Source organism: uncultured Methanobrevibacter sp., assembly GCF_900316895.1.
Classification (GTDB): Archaea; Methanobacteriota; Methanobacteria; order Methanobacteriales; family Methanobacteriaceae; genus Methanocatella.
Genome location: NZ_ONER01000015.1, coordinates 1 through 15448, shown reverse-complemented (window position 1 = coordinate 15448; position 15448 = coordinate 1). Strand labels below are relative to the sequence as shown.

18 protein-coding genes are annotated in these 15448 nt (G+C 34.5%); 6 read left to right on the top strand and 12 right to left on the bottom strand.

Annotated features, from left to right (window positions below; translation table 11 throughout):
• Positions 1-30 precede the first annotated feature (30 nt).
• Both QZN27_RS03290 and QZN27_RS03285 read left to right on the top strand, forming a co-directional pair.
• Complete coding sequence (locus tag QZN27_RS03290) at positions 31-876, top strand: CBS domain-containing protein (protein ID WP_296783558.1); 846 nt, start codon at positions 31-33, stop codon at positions 874-876.
• 7 nt (positions 877-883) lie between these two features.
• The gene (locus tag QZN27_RS03285; RefSeq protein ID WP_296783555.1) at positions 884-1342 is read left to right on the top strand and encodes a hypothetical protein; all 459 of its coding nucleotides are present in this window, start codon (positions 884-886) and stop codon (positions 1340-1342) included.
• Positions 1343-1499: 157 nt separating this feature from the next.
• On the opposite strand, the gene QZN27_RS03280 is transcribed toward QZN27_RS03285, so the two are convergent.
• From QZN27_RS03280 to QZN27_RS03270, 3 genes are read right to left on the bottom strand one after another with little or no spacing between them, the layout of a single operon-like run.
• Positions 1500-2162, bottom strand: a complete 663-nt coding sequence (locus QZN27_RS03280; RefSeq protein WP_296783551.1) for a TfuA-related McrA-glycine thioamidation protein — start codon at positions 2160-2162, stop codon at positions 1500-1502.
• Positions 2163-2166: 4 nt separating this feature from the next.
• On the bottom strand, positions 2167-3369 hold the full coding sequence (locus QZN27_RS03275) for a YcaO-related McrA-glycine thioamidation protein (protein WP_296783549.1): 1203 nt from the start codon (positions 3367-3369) through the stop codon (positions 2167-2169).
• A gap of 1 nt (position 3370) precedes the next feature.
• A complete protein-coding gene (locus tag QZN27_RS03270) occupies positions 3371-4012 on the bottom strand; it encodes a site-2 protease family protein (protein ID WP_296783547.1) in 642 nt (213 codons plus the stop codon).
• 51 nt (positions 4013-4063) lie between these two features.
• On the opposite strand from QZN27_RS03270, the gene QZN27_RS03265 reads away from it, so the two are divergent.
• On the top strand, positions 4064-5080 hold the full coding sequence (locus QZN27_RS03265) for an aminopeptidase P family protein (RefSeq protein ID WP_296783544.1): 1017 nt from the start codon (positions 4064-4066) through the stop codon (positions 5078-5080).
• A 5-nt stretch (positions 5081-5085) separates the two neighbouring features.
• Here the strand turns inward: QZN27_RS03265 and QZN27_RS03260 are convergent, their stop codons facing one another.
• Genes QZN27_RS03260 through QZN27_RS03245 form a run of 4 tightly spaced genes read right to left on the bottom strand, consistent with a single transcriptional unit; the run spans position 5086 to position 8256 of the window.
• Entirely contained in the window at positions 5086-5718 is a 633-nt protein-coding gene (locus tag QZN27_RS03260) for a 4'-phosphopantetheinyl transferase superfamily protein (RefSeq protein ID WP_296783542.1), read from the bottom strand.
• Positions 5715-7583 (bottom strand): PP2C family protein-serine/threonine phosphatase, encoded by a 1869-nt coding sequence (locus QZN27_RS03255; RefSeq protein WP_296783540.1) that lies wholly within the window; start codon positions 7581-7583, stop codon positions 5715-5717. Before QZN27_RS03255 ends, QZN27_RS03260 begins: the two co-directional genes overlap by 4 nt.
• A gap of 2 nt (positions 7584-7585) precedes the next feature.
• Positions 7586-7960 carry an ATP-binding protein gene (locus QZN27_RS03250; RefSeq protein WP_296783538.1) on the bottom strand — a complete coding sequence of 125 codons (375 nt, stop codon included), beginning with the start codon at positions 7958-7960 and terminating at the stop codon, positions 7586-7588.
• Entirely contained in the window at positions 7957-8256 is a 300-nt protein-coding gene (locus tag QZN27_RS03245) for an STAS domain-containing protein (RefSeq protein ID WP_296783535.1), read from the bottom strand. Before QZN27_RS03245 ends, QZN27_RS03250 begins: the two co-directional genes overlap by 4 nt.
• Positions 8257-8406: 150 nt before the next feature.
• On the opposite strand from QZN27_RS03245, the gene QZN27_RS03240 reads away from it, so the two are divergent.
• Together QZN27_RS03240 and QZN27_RS03235 are read left to right on the top strand one after the other, a co-directional pair.
• On the top strand, positions 8407-8637 hold the full coding sequence (locus QZN27_RS03240) for a hypothetical protein (protein WP_296783534.1): 231 nt from the start codon (positions 8407-8409) through the stop codon (positions 8635-8637).
• Between the two features lie 13 nt (positions 8638-8650).
• Positions 8651-9490 carry an alpha/beta hydrolase fold domain-containing protein gene (locus QZN27_RS03235; protein ID WP_296783531.1) on the top strand — a complete coding sequence of 280 codons (840 nt, stop codon included), beginning with the start codon at positions 8651-8653 and terminating at the stop codon, positions 9488-9490.
• Here the strand turns inward: QZN27_RS03235 and QZN27_RS03230 are convergent, their stop codons facing one another.
• Together QZN27_RS03230 and QZN27_RS03225 are read right to left on the bottom strand one after the other, a co-directional pair.
• Complete coding sequence (locus tag QZN27_RS03230) at positions 9491-10534, bottom strand: acyltransferase (RefSeq protein WP_296783528.1); 1044 nt, start codon at positions 10532-10534, stop codon at positions 9491-9493.
• A 50-nt stretch (positions 10535-10584) separates the two neighbouring features.
• Positions 10585-11262: a TIGR00266 family protein gene (locus QZN27_RS03225; RefSeq protein ID WP_296783525.1), complete on the bottom strand. Its 678-nt coding sequence runs from the start codon at positions 11260-11262 to the stop codon at positions 10585-10587.
• Between the two features lie 260 nt (positions 11263-11522).
• Between QZN27_RS03225 and QZN27_RS03220 the strand changes: the two genes are divergently transcribed.
• Positions 11523-12233 carry a DUF4013 domain-containing protein gene (locus QZN27_RS03220; RefSeq protein ID WP_296783522.1) on the top strand — a complete coding sequence of 237 codons (711 nt, stop codon included), beginning with the start codon at positions 11523-11525 and terminating at the stop codon, positions 12231-12233.
• A gap of 370 nt (positions 12234-12603) precedes the next feature.
• On the opposite strand, the gene QZN27_RS03215 is transcribed toward QZN27_RS03220, so the two are convergent.
• The 3 genes from QZN27_RS03215 to QZN27_RS03205 all read right to left on the bottom strand — a co-directional run bounded on the left by QZN27_RS03215 (position 12604) and on the right by QZN27_RS03205 (position 15173).
• On the bottom strand, positions 12604-13404 hold the full coding sequence (locus tag QZN27_RS03215) for a DUF2207 family protein (RefSeq protein ID WP_296783521.1): 801 nt from the start codon (positions 13402-13404) through the stop codon (positions 12604-12606).
• 22 nt (positions 13405-13426) lie between these two features.
• On the bottom strand, positions 13427-13612 hold the full coding sequence (locus tag QZN27_RS03210) for a hypothetical protein (protein WP_296783519.1): 186 nt from the start codon (positions 13610-13612) through the stop codon (positions 13427-13429).
• A gap of 127 nt (positions 13613-13739) precedes the next feature.
• Complete coding sequence (locus QZN27_RS03205) at positions 13740-15173, bottom strand: TrkH family potassium uptake protein (RefSeq protein WP_296783515.1); 1434 nt, start codon at positions 15171-15173, stop codon at positions 13740-13742.
• Between the last annotated feature and the right edge of the window lie 275 nt (positions 15174-15448).

Sequence of the window (15448 nt, the reverse complement as noted above, 5' to 3'; positions counted from 1 at the left end):
ATATTAATTGTATTTTATAAAGGTGTTTTTATGTTAGTTAAAAGAACAATGTCTAAAAATGTTGTCAGCGTTTCCGTTCCTGGAAACCGTGAAAAAGTTTTAGACTTAATGAGAAAAGAAAACAAAGCAGTACTTCCTGTAGTTAAAGAGGATACTGATATTTTAGTAGGACTAGTAACTCGTTCTGATTTAATTAATAATCCTGATGAAGAACAAATTGCAATGTTAATGACAAGAGACTTAATCACCGTTAAACCGGGTGATGATGTAGTCGATGCGGCTCGTTTAATGATGGAGAATAATGTAAGAAGAGTTCCTGTTGTAAATGATGATGGTGAATTAGTTGGTATTATCACTTCCTTTGATTTAGTTTCTAAGGCTTTAACCAAAATTGAAGTGCATGATGCTGTTGAAAATTATATGATTACCACCGTTCCGACAACCTGGGAAAAAGCTCCATTGAATGTTGCTTTTGAAACCATGAATCAATTCGGATTAAAATCAATCTTGGCACTTGATGATGATGCTAAATTGTCCGGTATTTTAACTGAAACTGATTTCATTTCTGAAATTGAAATTATCTCTGAGAGAAGTGAACACAGTTCCACTGTTGGAACTGAAGGGGATAAATGGTCCTGGGACAGTACTTCTGTATTATACATTGAGAAAAACAGTTTAAAATTCGCTGATAAAACTGTAGCTGATGTTGCTGTCAGCAATGTTGAAGTGGCTAATTCCAAAACCAAAGTTTCCGACTGTGCTAAAAAAATGAAATCCTTAAACATTGAGCAAATTCCTGTTATCGGTGTTGAAGGAGATTTAGTCGGTCTTGTAAGGGCTAGTGATTTAATCAAAGCTTTAGTTAAAAACGAATAGTGGTATAATGGCTGTTAGTCCAGTATTGGTGATTAAAGCAGATGAGAGTACGGTTGGTGTTCGTGCAAGATTGTATGATGATTATTCCGAGCATGAAATCGTATTGAATTCTGTTATTACTTATTGGTGGGCTAATAACTTGCCTCCTGCCATTAAATTTTTAGAACTTTTCGATTCAGTCATCAAAAGAACCATCAATGAAATAATGCCCCACAAAACATTGAACCTGAAATATGAAGTTAAGGCAAATCAGGTTCTGGAGAAGGCTTCTGAAATTGAAATCAACTTGATTTCTGTTGTTGCCGATGATGTTGGATTTAAGATTGAGGGTTGTTCATTTTCTTTGAGTGGAATTCGCAAGGTCGAAAGTGATTTTGAGTCCATGGATTTTTCAACAAGTTTTGATCATGTTATCGAAACTCCGGACATTGTTCTGAAAAAGTATCGTGAAATGAATCAAAAATAATTCATTTCCCATTCACTATTTTTCTTTAAGTATTTTAATTTCATGATGAATCTGAAGTAAACTTTAATCAATACTTTCATTTTAATTAATCATCATTTCATTTTAATTAATTATCCAATAAAATTATATTAAAAATAGTTTTGTAATGTGGATGAACCTAATTAGTTTCATCAATTTCTCTTTTAATTAATTTAAGAAGGTCTTTTGCATCCTCCTTTTTAATGTCAGGGGATGTTCTGATGAAATCAATCAATTCTGATTTTTTATCATCGTCCAAATCGGATTCTCTTAATGTTTGTGAATAGTTTCTTTTTGGATAAAATGTCTTTTTGGCAATTTTAAGCAATTCGTCCCTTTCATCCTCGGTGATGATGTTTTCATCAGCAGCATTGGTAAATACATACTTCATATTAATCAGTGGAATGGACAGTGCTTCAAGGGTCTCGCTGTCAAGCATCACAGCCACGTCATCATCGGAGTCAACTTCTCCTGTGGCATATTGGGTATAGACATATCCCACTCCAACCATTCCTAGTGTGTCAAGTTCGGATGCCCTTAATGCTCCCATGCTTGAAGCCCCATATACCTTAATGCCCTTTTTCATCACATTGAGTATTTCCTTATGTCCGACTGCAGAGCTTTGGTGAAATACTCCGTCAATTATTGCGATGATGTCCGGATGCTCTTTAAGGGCCTGACCCAAATCTCCCCTCTGTATGGGTCTTTTATAGATTACCTCCACATCTTCAGCGGAATCGAGAATTTCTTTTGCCTCATCAAAAGGAAGTGAAAGGCCGGTATAAACTATTATCTTAACCATTTTATCATACTTTCAAAAATCTGTATCCTGCTCGTGATGGGTCAAGTGCAAAAAGTTCCATTTCAGGAATTATGACACGAACGACACTGACATCAAGTTCCGGACGTGTCAAATCGTAATATAAAATCTTATCAATATCATTGGCCATTAATTCTTCTTTAACGATTTCCAAGTCCTTTGTAATTGATGTTGTTGATTTGTTCTCAATACTTGAAAGGGATATCTTTTCTTCTTCGTCCCTGAAGTAGTACTTGTTGATTCGTTTCATGCGTTCATATCCTGCTTCACGGGCAAAATCTGCTCTGACTGTGTCTTCACGGGCACCATTAATCTGTGTTGCTCTGCTCTGGGCCACTTCAGTTAATGCCCTTAGGATTGCAACTTCAGGATCAAGATGTGTTCCCATTCCTAAGGTTAAAAGACCGGCATCCCGTGTAACGGTATCGTCGGCTGATGCTGCGATTGTTGGAACCTTTATGTCTGCGGTAAAATCCATCAGCTTGATTTTAATGCCTTCTGATTCGAACTTGTCGATTGTCTCATTGACAATGTCGCTTTCAATGCTGTCCAAATCAATTTGGGCATAGTTCTTGTGGGTCAGCTCGAATATGCTCCACGCATCACGTTCAATCACTTCAAATATCCCATGCAGAATGGCTTCCTCCAAAACATTTCCTGATGCAAGGCCATTGGTATTTGACTTGAACAGGCTTTCACATTCGTTTCCATGGATATAAGGATGGTAAATCGCATTTGTCGGGATGAGATATTCCTTGTTAGAAATTAGGTCTTTTGCAGTACTCCATTCAAGCTTCATCGAATCCAAATTCTGCTTTTTAAAATCTTTCGGCAGATTCAAGGATTCGGGAGTTATGAACTCTCCCAATTCGGAAATTTCCTCTAGTGTGGCGATTGTAGTTTCATCGCTGTCCTGCCTTTCAGCCGAATACCTTTCAAAACCTTCCATCATTGCAGAAGCCCTTGCATGGTCTTTGGCAATTCCTTTTCCACCATAAATGCTCACTGCACCCTCTTCGGCTGTTGGCCTGATTGCGGTATAGATTGGAAGACCGATTCTATCCAGGTCGGTAATGTCTGCAATACGTGTGATTCCAGCTATCTTTAGCTTGTCCTCATTGTTTTCAATGGTCTTTTCGGGAGCGATTACCCTATGGGTTCCTTTGAAGTATGTCAATTCATCTGTCATGTTAAATTCCTATAATCATTCTTACGATACTTTCAAAGCCTATTGTCATGGATGCTGCAGTCAGTATTGCTGCAACTGCTATTGTGACAATCCAGATTCCGATATTCCAGGTCAGAACTTTGGATCCGTCAAGGTTTCCAATTGGCAGCAGGTTGAATACCGCCAAAAAGCTGTTGACTGAATAGCCCACAAGACAGGCAGTAAATATTATTGCTGAAGTTTGTGAGATAAATGCGGACCGGTAGATTGCCACTCCGATTGCCAGAAATACCAATGCGAGGGCGATATTGACAACAGGTCCGGCAATTGAGATTTTACCGTTGATTTCATCGGTCATGTAGTTTGCATAAGTGTAGACTGCACCAGGTGCCGCAAATACAAAGCCGAAAAATGAAGTTATAAGTGCAAATATCAATCCTTGTGGCCATAATTTGAACTCGGCCCAGTATCCGTATTTCATTGACACAAGCTTATGTCCAAGCTCGTGCAGGATGAAACCTGTACCTACGCCGACCATAATGTATGGAAGGAGGGTCAATATTGCATTCATATTTCTTCCGGCATTCGCAATTGCAAAACAGAGTGAAATAACTAAAAATGCAATTATTAAATCTCTCACTTCACTACTTGTAAACTTAATCATAATGTTAAAATATCTAATTTTATATATAAAAGTTTTTTTCTAATATTAACTATGGACTCACATATTGACAATATATTAAATGATTTGAGAAAAGATGATTTTCAGGCATACATGCTTACTCAGTTTACAAATGTCGAATACATTTCAGGTTACAGGCCAACCAGCTTTGCCTTCTGCATAATAAAGGAGAATCCGATTATCTATGCCTCCAAAATGGATATGGAACTGGCCAGTAATGATTCTTCTGTTGAAGTCAAGGAATATGAATCCTTTGATGTGATGATTAATGAATTGAAAAGCGAAGGCATCAAGAATATGGCTATCGAACCGACACTGCCGTTCAGCACCTATGCCAAATTCAGGGATGATTTCAAAATCGATTCCAGAACCTATATCGACAAGCAAAGAATGATCAAGACCTCAGATGAAATCGAAAAGATTGCAAAAGCAACTGAAATCGCTCAAAAATCTTTCCTTCAATTGGATATACTGAATAATGAAGGAAGCGAAAAGGACGTGGCCTTTGATCTCGTCCGTTTGATGATTGAAAATGGTGCGGATAAGGAGTCATTCGATACGATTGTGACAAGCGGTGCCAATTCAAGCTTGCCTCATGCAATTCCACAGGCTAAAAGTCTGGACCAGCCAATCCTAATCGATTGGGGAGCTGTCTTTGAGGGGTACTGTTCAGACAACACTCGTACAATGATTTATACGGAACGCCAACAGGAAATCTGGGATATTGTTGCTGAAGCCCATGATAAGGCAATCAAGGCGGCAAAACCTGGCATTAAATGCTGTGAAGTTGATAAGGTAGCAAGGGACATCATTTCCGATTATGGTTATGGTGATAAGTTCATACATTCCACCGGCCATAGTTTGGGCCTTGATATTCATGAAACTCCCGGATTTTCAACACGTGATGAAACTGTTATCGAAAAAGGCATGGTCATAACTGTGGAACCTGGCATATATCTTGAAGGAGAATTTGGGGTTCGTCTTGAAGATACTGTTGAAATAAATCGTAAGGGCAATGTAATAGGCGATTTGCCTTTGAATATCTGCTGATTTTTTCAATATAATTCATCAACTTCATATTCAATTAAATCGGATACATTGTAATGGCCAGCGATTCCTATTTTATAGTCTTTGATATTGAACAGATTAAATTTTAAATTTTTATTATCGTTTTTAAGTCTGATTTCATCGTCAATTATTATTTCAAAGCTATTTAAATTCAGGTTCATTCCAAGGCCTGTGTATTTCATATAGCTTTCCTTTAAAACCCAATATTTGAAGAATTCATCTGAAGGGGTTGGGGAATTCATGATGTTTTCATATTCGCTGTTGTAGAAGTAGTGTTCGGCAATGCTCAGGTCAATCTTCGGGTCATTATATTCGATATCAGCGCCAACTTCCATATCTGATATTGCGCATAAAACCATTTTGTCGGAATGGCTCAAATTAAAGTGGATATTTTCAATGTTGGATATGTACACCTTGCCATATTTTCCGGTCTTGAAAATGGGGTTTGTGACATTTTCTTCGGATAATAATTTTTTCAATAGAAGATATGCTCCGGCGCTCAGTTTCTTATCTTTTTCAAATCGGTAAAAATCAATCTTGTCCTGACGATTTTTTGAAACTAATCCGTAAGCTTTTTTCAAATCCAGGTTTTCCACATTGCAGTAAGCTAATTTAATCATTTTATCTTCAAATACAATAATGTCATATCATCGAATTGTTCGGCATCTCCGGTAAAGCTATGAATATCATTTAACAGAGGGTCAATCGGATCATCATCACTTTCAAACCCGTTTAAGAAGTTTAAAATTCCGTCTTCGCCGTACATTTCATCATCATTATTGTTTGCATCGGTTATTCCATCAGTGTATACTATTAATTCGTCTGTTAATGTTATTGATTCTCTGACATAATCAAAGTTATCCATAATTCCAATCACGATTCCGGTATCGATGTCTAAAAATTTAAAGTTGCCATTTTCTTTTATTAATGGAGGATTATGTCCTGCATTTGAGAATACCAGTTCTTTAGTTGAAATATTATAGATTCCGAGCCATAATGTGAGGAACATTGTTTCGGAATTGTTTTCGCATATTTGATTATTCAATAGGTATAGGATTTTTGAAGGGTCCTGGTCATGTTTTAGGAGTTGTTTTATCAATACTTGGCTAACCATTGCAAGAAGTGCTGCTGGAACACCTTTGCCTGATGCATCACCTATAACAATAGCCAGATGGTCATCATCTAATAGATAATAATCAAAAAAGTCTCCTCCAACTTCTTTAGCAGGTTTGGAATATCCGTTGACAATGAATGCATCAGTCTCAATAGCTTTGGTTGGCAGGTTTGATGCTTGAATTTTTGTTGCGATATCAAGTTCGGCTTCAATACGCTTTTGTTCCCCTTCAATTTTACGGATATTTTCAATATAATTGTTATTTGAATTAATCAGGTGCGTATATGACCTGGCAAGAGTTCCAATTTCATTTTTTTCATTGACATATTTAGAATATATATTCAGCAATCCTTCTGCTTCGATTTTTTCATTTTCTCCGGAAATAAACGATTCAATTTCAGAAAATGATGAAATTGGCTGAATCACTTTATTTTCAATATACTTTAAAATAATGATGCTTGGAATAAAGAATAATATTAGGGCTATATCAGTTATTATGAGTGTCGGCATTAGCAGCAGGTATAGGTTAATATCAGGTATTGTTGCTAAATAATTATAATTTAAAATTGAAACTATCACTCCTAATATGGTAATTGATAATGTTATTATAAGAAAATTATTTAGGATTTTTTCAATAATTGTATTTTCGGCATTAGGCACTACTTCATGTTCAAATGGCCTTGTCAGATAAGCAAATAAGAGAATTTGCATTAATAGTAAATCTGCAATTAGGATATTCTCGTTCTTGGATATCATTAGCATTATTGATGAAAATATTGCAACTATTAGTAATAACCTTATTATTATCCAGGATAATTTTTTATTGCCCGGATCTTTTGATTTTTTTGGAGTCTCTATAAGATCGATTTTTTTAGAAATCCAAATGAAAAATACTCCTAAAATAAATCCGATATTAATGAAGTTCAAAAAATATGATACGAATTCATACTCATCCAGACTTGGGTCGAAAAAAATACCTACTAGTGTTGCATGAGTTGCTGAATAAATAAGGCCACATATCAATAAAGTTGATAAGAATAATAGGAGGTGGTAAATATTATCCAATCTAGGTTTTGTAACTTTGTCTGTTTTAAAACCGGAGTACCAAAGTTTGTATGCCAAATATGAAACTCCAAAACTACAGATTGCTGATGGAAGTATTTCTAGAGGCGCAAAACCATTCATTAAATCTATGACTACATTTCCTAATACTGCACCTAAAGCACCGTATGGGCCGAATATCAATCCCAAAACGAATAATAATCCGACATGAGGGTTTTCAATTCCATATCCGTAGAATGGAAATAATATAATATTAAGTAGTATAATTGTTGTAAATGATATTGCCAGTTTTGTTAGTTTAGATTTCATTATTACACATTTTTAATAATTATCAGATGATTTTCATTATTTTCATAATGATATTCAAGTTCGTCAGCCAGTTCTTTGGCTAAAAAAATTCCAAGCCCTCCGATTTGGGCGTCTTCAATATTTTTAGGAGTTTCAGGACTTTCCTTTAAAAGTGGATTAAATTCAATACCATTGTCCACAAACTCTATTGTTAATTCTGGTTTTTCATATTCAACATTGACTGTGATAAAATCAGTATTTGAATAATTGACGATGTTGACGAATATTTCTTCAACAATTAAATTGACTTGAAGGTTTTCTTCTGATAGTTCATTTAAAATGAACTCATTTAATGTATATAATTCATGTATTTCGGGTTTTAGTGTTATTGAATTCATTCTATCCTTAAAATTTTATCGAAACCAGACATCTTAAATATTTCACCAACGGCATCATTAACATTTTTGATTGAAAATGGGATGTCTTCTTTTTTTAATTTCTTCTGGGTTACAATCAAAACCCTAAGTCCTGCACTTGAAATATAATTTAAATCAGTAAAATCCATTGTTAATGAATCAAATTTGCCGAATTCATTATCAATCTCTTTTTCAAGGTCTTTTGAAGTGATTGTATCAATACGGCCTTCAATGGATAATATCAATTCTTTTTCATCATATTTTTTGATAATGTTCATGATGATCACTGATGTTATATTTGTCTATAACAATTTTAAATATTTTTGTTAAATATGGATTATAGATATTTGTATCAGTTCTATTGGTTGAAATTTTCAAAAGACAAATATTATATAAATATTTAATTAAATTATTAAATGGTGAAAGATATGGCAAATAAATATTTGGCGGCAATCATGTCATTTTTAATTCCGGGCTTGGGTCAGGCCTATGCCGGAGACATTAGAAAAGGAATTGGATATTTCCTTGTTGCATTTGTTGCATTGGAAATTATTGGAATTTTTTTTGTTGATTCGATTTTAAATTCATTTTATTATATTATTGATATTCTTATTAGCGTTTATGCGGCTTATGATGCTTATTTGATGGCAAAAGATTAATTTGGAGCGCGTCATGTCCGATAAAAAATCATTCATTGCAAAAATAGAGGAAGCTATCTTAAGACGTACTAAACCCAAGTATATGGATTCAAAAGAGGAAATTGATAATTTTTTAAGAAATACACCTAAGCAAAAACCTCCTAAGGGCATTTTTAAAATGTCCGACTCTCAAATCTACACTTTTGGAGATGAAGATGCTGAAAATACCATTATGTTCCTCCATGGAGGGGCTTATGTCGGTGAGATAAACTACCAGCATTTGTTGTATTGCTTTAAACTGTCTCGAAAATTGGACGCTCATGTCATAGCACCGGTCTATCCGTTGGCTCCAGTGCACAAGGCAATGGAAACATATGAAATGATTACCGAGATATACAAAACGTTAGACCATGAAAATCTGATATTGATGGGAGACTCTGCAGGGGGAGGATTTGTCCTTTCATTTGCACAATACCTAAAGACGGTTGGATTGCCCCAGCCAAGCAAGATGATTGCATTTTCCCCGTGGGTTGACATTTCAATGAGCAATCTTCCATATGATAGTGAAAACGATCCGATTTTGGGTGAAATTGGACTTCGCGAAATAGGAAAGTCATGGGCAGGGGATTTGGATACAAAGGATTATCGGGTAAGCCCCCTTTACGGCGATGTCACAGGTCAGGCTCAGACACTGATTTTTTCCGGAACCAATGAAATATTCTACAAGGACATTAAACTTTATGTGGAAAATCTAAAAATGAGCAATGTTGATGTAAAATTTATTGAAGGCGAAGGTCTATTTCATATTTATCCGTTATTCCCGTCACCGGAAGCAAAAAAAGCATTTAAAGAAATAAAAGAGATAATTGATTAATTATCTCATGTATAATATATATTTTCCAAATCTAGGGATTCTATAGATAATCACTACTGCTATGTAACTAAATATTATCAGTAAAATCCAAAGGATTATGGCCTTAACAGGTTCTGTGTATGGCAATTTAACGACAAGTGGAAGCAAAGGCAATCTAAACAGGTTGTGCACTAAAAACACTGCAAATGAATATTTTGATAAAAACTGAACAAACGGATATGCTCTTACAGTCTCCAATCTGGAACACAGTTCAAACAATGCAAATGAACCGGTTAAAATGAATGGGAATTCATACCATAAATGAAAATCATATCCTTTTGTAAATGCATAATATTGGAAAAATAGACATATCATGAATGATATCAAAGTTATTAATCCTAATTTTATGTTGTCAAAGTGCTTAAACTGTCCTTTTTTAACTAGATATCCTAAAATAATATAGATTCCATAAACGCCGCCACTGAATCCAAGGCAATACTGGATATTGACATTTTGAATTCCATGCATGGCCAATACGATGGTGATGAACGGAAGTAGGAATGCCAAAAGTGAAAATACAATTGTTGCCTGCCATATGGTGTCGCTGCTGAATTTTTCAAGGGCAGATGAGACAAATGGCATTGAAAGATACATTCCAATAATCATTGGCATATACCACATGTGGCTGAAGAATAGGTTTCCAGCTTCACTGAAGTTGACTTGAGCGCTTCCAACAGCAATGAACTGTAGGCTAATTGCATAAATCGCCGACCAGATGATGGTGACGATGATTAAACCCTTACAGTTTTTCTCCCAAAACTTACGAACACGCTCATCGTTGTATGTTCTGTCGAGTAACAGGTAACCTGTAATCATTAAAAAGAATGGAACCCCAATACGCCCGATAAATAGGGATGCAAAATTGAATATTCTTGAAAAAGCTGTGTAATAGGTTATTGCATCGGATGAGATGATATAAATCCCATCTGTAGCATGAATGTATAGAACTGTCAGTATTGCTATTGCACGTATCAAGTCAATCCATTCTACTCTAGTCTTTCCCATTGTTTTTTTTCTCTCCATGTTTTAATTATTATTCGAACAGACCTCACCAATTATTCGGAGGGTGTTGGTAAAAATGGAATTAATGCCTCAGCTAATTTGGACAGTGGCATGGTTTGTATCCACACTTTTCCGGGGCCAGTTAGTTTTGAGAAGAAAATTCCTTCACCAAACAATATGTTTTTGGCTCCTTTAACTCTTTCAATGCCGAAATCAACGGTCGGTTCCATTGCTGCAATATGCCCGGGATCGAGAAGTAACTTTTCCCCTGGTGCCAGGTCCTTTTCAATTACTTCACCATCGATTTCTAAGAATACTGTTCCATTTCCTGAGAATTTTTGAAGAATAAAACCTTCTCCACCAAACAGTCCGGCTCCAAGTTTCTTTTTAAAGAATATATCAACATCAACACTTTTTTCTGCGGCCAAAAATGCATTTTTCTGACCTATTATTGTGGAACCATTTAAGTTAATGGGTATGATTTTTCCCGGTGTACGTGATGAAAATCCGATTTGTTCATTGTCGGATTGTGCAGTGAAGAAATTTAAAAATAGTGTATCTCCTGATAAGGCTCTTCCAAGTCCTTTTAAGAGTCCTCCATCAGTAGTTGTTTCCATTTTTATGTTAGACGTCATGAACGCCATTGCACCAGTTTCATTTTTCATGGTTTCTCCCTTTTGCAATGTACAAATTACAATAGGAAATGAACCTCCTTTTATTTCATATTCCATTTTTATCACTTAATGTTCTTTTATAATAATATATTAAATTTCGGAATATATAAAATTGACTTTGGAGGTATTTTGAAAGATGCTCAAACATTCGTTAGGAGGTTGTGGGAATGGCATAAAATCTGTATGAGATATTATTCATTTTGAGTGCCATTTTCTTTTTTAGATTAATTTTTTTCCTTAAATTTAAATACTATTATATAAATAATTATGTATGACTCATAACTTTCGAGTTTTATCAATTTAAAAGGTGAATAAAAATGGAATTAGGTGAAATATTAAGCGATGCTTTAGTTTATCCATTTCATAATATTAAAGCATTAGTTATATATGTTATTTTAGGAATTATTCTAGGAATTGCTGTCGGAGGGACTGTTGCAACTATTCTTGTAAGTGCTGCAGCAAAGAACGCTCTTGCAGTTATTGGATCTGGAATTATAGGTATTATTATAGCATTAATTATTGGATTTTTAATTACTGGTTATGAATTAGATATTGTAAAATTTGGTATTGAAAGGGATCCAGGTTCTCCTGGTCTTGACTTTGTAAGACAATTCATCAATGGAATAAAATTTTTCGTTGTATATATTGTTTACATGATTGTTCCAATCATTATCAGTTCAATTTTAGCAGTTATTTTCCAACACTGGTTGTCTGGAATAATTTCTGCAATTGTATCTATCATATTTGGTTTAGCATTGCTGATGGGTCAATGCAGATTAGCAAAAACTGAAGATATAGGTTATGCATTAGCAATTGGAGATGCAATTGGTGATATTTCAAGAGTTGGAATCGTAAAACTTCTTTTATTCATAATTCTTGTATTCATTATTGTATTTGTTTTATTAATACTATGTGGCCTTATTCTCAGATGGAATGGTACCATCGGCGGTATCTTAATGGGTATCCTCGGTGTTTATATAGCATTCTTCTCTTCTAGAGCAGTTGGTTTATTATACTCTGATGTATAAATAAACCTACTTTTTTTCTTTTTTTTTAATATAAATTATTACTATAATTTGTATCGTAATTATGCGCTCAAATTATCGGATGTTAACTTAATATTTTTTCAATAACCTGCATTTATAGATAATTGAATTCTTTGATATGTATATTCTAACATGAAAAATGATTAAAATCCAAATCAATTCATTGACTTTAAGGATGCTATGATTAAATTGGCGTTCAACATCAGAAATTCATTTTAATTAGTCTTAAAACTCATTTTTTTCCAAGGTTGCTGAAGCGAGTAAATTGATTTTTTTTTAATGTTGGTTATGGTTAATCTGGGATAAAAAAAAGAAATGGAAAAATGGGTGAAAGTCAAAATTTTGAACGGAGTTATCCTCCGCCCGGAATGGTATACTTGTCATTCACGCCGTAAAATATTCCGTCACCTTTTCTTTTTTCACTCACATTTAATAATGCATTGTTGAATATTATATTCAATAACTTATATCCGTCTTTATCAATGAAATCGGTTAATGGAGTGTCGTTTTCTCTTGGTTTCAATGCTTCTTTTTCAATATCGAAGCATGATGCATAGAGGATTTGTGCTGAATTTTCATCTGAGGATTCCGGAGGGTATTTTTTACACAGGTCTTCGGATTTCAAATAATCTCTGAAGCTTTCCCATTCTTTTTTGAGTTCTTTTCCGTTGCCGGTCAGTTTTCCGTTTTCCAAAATGTCCTTATAGTTTTTGCCGTCATATTCATTTTCATTTTTAACGGATTTGACAAACTCATTGAGGTCTTTTTCAAATTTATTAGCAATTGAAGTGTTGTTGCTTTGTTTTGCCATTGCTTTCAAGTTGAATTTCTTATTTTTATTCATGTTTTTAAGCAGGTTAATTGCAGATGTTTCGGAAGTTTTCAATTCTCCCTTATTTGCAATTCTAAGGGTTATCTTTTTCATGACTTCCATATCTTCTGAAGCTAATTTCTTGCCCACTTCATAGGAATCATTTAAATCAATATCACATTTGATTTGATTTTGGTTGATTAGGTCGAGTATGGTAAGGGACAATGTTTTAATGCCTATCTCATTATTTTTTGTAAATAATGTAGCAATCATGGAATATGGATCGTCACTTGGAGGATTTCTAACCTCCAGCACTTCTTTTTTATTGTTTATGCCTAACATTTCAATCACTTATCCAGTAGTTTTATTCGTCGTCGTCTTTTAAGGATTCAAGATATGATTCATGAATTTCTTCTGCCAATTCATCGTTTCCTTCTATTATTGGACCAGTATAGTCACAGTCTCTGCAAATGCATTGTGACCAGTTCTGTGGAATTATCCAATCAACATTTCTAGAACCGCATCTTGGACAAATTTTATGCATTTTCATTTTAATTCCTCAATAATTTTTGTAGTGATTTGATATATTCACTTGTTAACCCTATGTTATTGTTTACATATAAAGTTTTTTGAATGTAAGCGATTACTTACAGTTTTTTTATGTTATAAAAGTTAAATTATCTCTTAAATACTTCTAAAATTGCTCTGAATGTGATTAATACCGGATAAATTTCCAATCTTCCGGTCCACATATTTAACATGCCGGCAATTTTTAAAGGCCATTCTATTGTTTGGGATAGCTGTCCAATTTCCAAACCTATATTGCCCTGCATGGAAAATGTGAAAAACAATGAATGGAATGGGTCATGACCATATAGGCATAATAGGGACCATGAAACCAGAATGCATAAGAAGTAAAGGGTGATATAGTTTCCACTTTGTTCCACTAATTTGTCAGTGAATTTTTTATCATGAAGGTCTATTGGGATGACAGCACCTTCAGGAGATATGCTCAAACGCAGATTTCTATATATTCCTTTTGCAAATGTAATTACTCGCATTAATTTGATTGCACCTACTGTAGACCCGTTGGAACCGCCGATAAGCATCAATGTCATTATGATGAATATTACAAATGGGGGCCATCTGGCCATCACGGTTGCATTTGGAATGCTTGCTCCGGTTGTCGTAATGGCGGAAACCACTGTGAATAGCATGTCCATTGGAATGATGGTTGATGTGAAATATATCAGCAGTGTTGAAATCGCTATCAGTGAAATCATCACTTTAAACTGCAAATCATTAATCAATGCTTTTATACCATGTTTAATGACTTTATAATGTACGAAAAAGCTTGTTGCACCCAATATCATCAGGATCATGGTAATGAAATAAATCATATAATCATTGTAATATCCTATGTTTGCATTTTTAATGCTCATTCCTCCGGTTGAGATAATGCAGAACGTATTGCAGATTGAATCAAAAAGGGGCATCCCTGCAAGGCAATATAAAATGATTCCTGCAAGGGTAAATGCCGAATAGATTTTTATAGTTGTTTCGAGTGTGGCCCTGGTGGAAGGTTTAATCTGGTCTTCACGGGCTTCTGATTGATATAATGTATATGAGGAGGTTCCCGGTTGAGCTAAAAAGAACAGTATCAAAACAATGATTCCTAAACCTCCAATCCATTGTTGAAATGCTCTGAAAAATAGTATTCCATATGGTAAGACTTCCACATCACTGTATATGGTAATTCCACTTCCGGTCAAAGCGGACATGCTTTCAAAAACGCTGTCTACTATGCTTATGCCCGTTATGAGGTATAATACCAAACCGCAGATAAGACTTGCCCACAGCCATGACAATGCTGATATTATCATCCCATGCTTTGGGCGCATTTTATTGACTTTATATTTGTCCAGGACTTTTAGACAGATTCCGCCAATGGTGATTGATATTAATCCAGGTATGAGATAGCCCATTATATTAAATTCTAAAAAGATTAAATCGACAATAATTGGAACTAGACATAACATTCCAATTCCAATCATCAATTTGCCTGAATTTCTGGCTATGATTAACACATCATTTTTGTTAATATATCTCATAGGCAATCAACTAATATATCTATTTTAAAAATAGATATATAAGTTTTTATCTAAATGATGCAAGAATACCATGACCTCTTCAAGGTCATGGATGAATTGCACTATTGGGTGTACTATCTTTTTTAATTAATTTTATCGTGTTTAATTTTATTTTGTGTTTTTTGGAGGCTATTTTTGCTCTTGAATTTTTGTTCAGTATACTTTTTTTTATGGATTTTTAATAATTGCTTTGATTATGAAAAATTGTTTTGGTTTTGAAAAATTGCTCTGAGTTC

Coding starts and splice junctions, on each gene's coding strand:
- QZN27_RS03210 (WP_296783519.1), bottom strand. CDS start 13,612: ATGAAAATGCATAAAATTTGTCCAAGATGCGGTTCTAGAAATGTTGAT.
- QZN27_RS03245 (WP_296783535.1), bottom strand. CDS start 8,256: ATGAACATTATCAAAAAATATGATGAAAAAGAATTGATATTATCCATT.
- QZN27_RS03225 (WP_296783525.1), bottom strand. CDS start 11,262: ATGGAATATGAAATAAAAGGAGGTTCATTTCCTATTGTAATTTGTACA.
- QZN27_RS03250 (WP_296783538.1), bottom strand. CDS start 7,960: ATGAATTCAATAACACTAAAACCCGAAATACATGAATTATATACATTA.
- QZN27_RS03255 (WP_296783540.1), bottom strand. CDS start 7,583: ATGAAATCTAAACTAACAAAACTGGCAATATCATTTACAACAATTATA.
- QZN27_RS03220 (WP_296783522.1), top strand. CDS start 11,523: ATGGAATTAGGTGAAATATTAAGCGATGCTTTAGTTTATCCATTTCAT.
- QZN27_RS03285 (WP_296783555.1), top strand. CDS start 884: ATGGCTGTTAGTCCAGTATTGGTGATTAAAGCAGATGAGAGTACGGTT.
- QZN27_RS03240 (WP_296783534.1), top strand. CDS start 8,407: ATGGCAAATAAATATTTGGCGGCAATCATGTCATTTTTAATTCCGGGC.
- QZN27_RS03230 (WP_296783528.1), bottom strand. CDS start 10,534: ATGGGAAAGACTAGAGTAGAATGGATTGACTTGATACGTGCAATAGCA.
- QZN27_RS03265 (WP_296783544.1), top strand. CDS start 4,064: ATGGACTCACATATTGACAATATATTAAATGATTTGAGAAAAGATGAT.
- QZN27_RS03205 (WP_296783515.1), bottom strand. CDS start 15,173: ATGAGATATATTAACAAAAATGATGTGTTAATCATAGCCAGAAATTCA.
- QZN27_RS03275 (WP_296783549.1), bottom strand. CDS start 3,369: ATGACAGATGAATTGACATACTTCAAAGGAACCCATAGGGTAATCGCT.
- QZN27_RS03270 (WP_296783547.1), bottom strand. CDS start 4,012: ATGATTAAGTTTACAAGTAGTGAAGTGAGAGATTTAATAATTGCATTT.
- QZN27_RS03290 (WP_296783558.1), top strand. CDS start 31: ATGTTAGTTAAAAGAACAATGTCTAAAAATGTTGTCAGCGTTTCCGTT.
- QZN27_RS03260 (WP_296783542.1), bottom strand. CDS start 5,718: ATGATTAAATTAGCTTACTGCAATGTGGAAAACCTGGATTTGAAAAAA.
- QZN27_RS03215 (WP_296783521.1), bottom strand. CDS start 13,404: ATGTTAGGCATAAACAATAAAAAAGAAGTGCTGGAGGTTAGAAATCCT.
- QZN27_RS03280 (WP_296783551.1), bottom strand. CDS start 2,162: ATGGTTAAGATAATAGTTTATACCGGCCTTTCACTTCCTTTTGATGAG.
- QZN27_RS03235 (WP_296783531.1), top strand. CDS start 8,651: ATGTCCGATAAAAAATCATTCATTGCAAAAATAGAGGAAGCTATCTTA.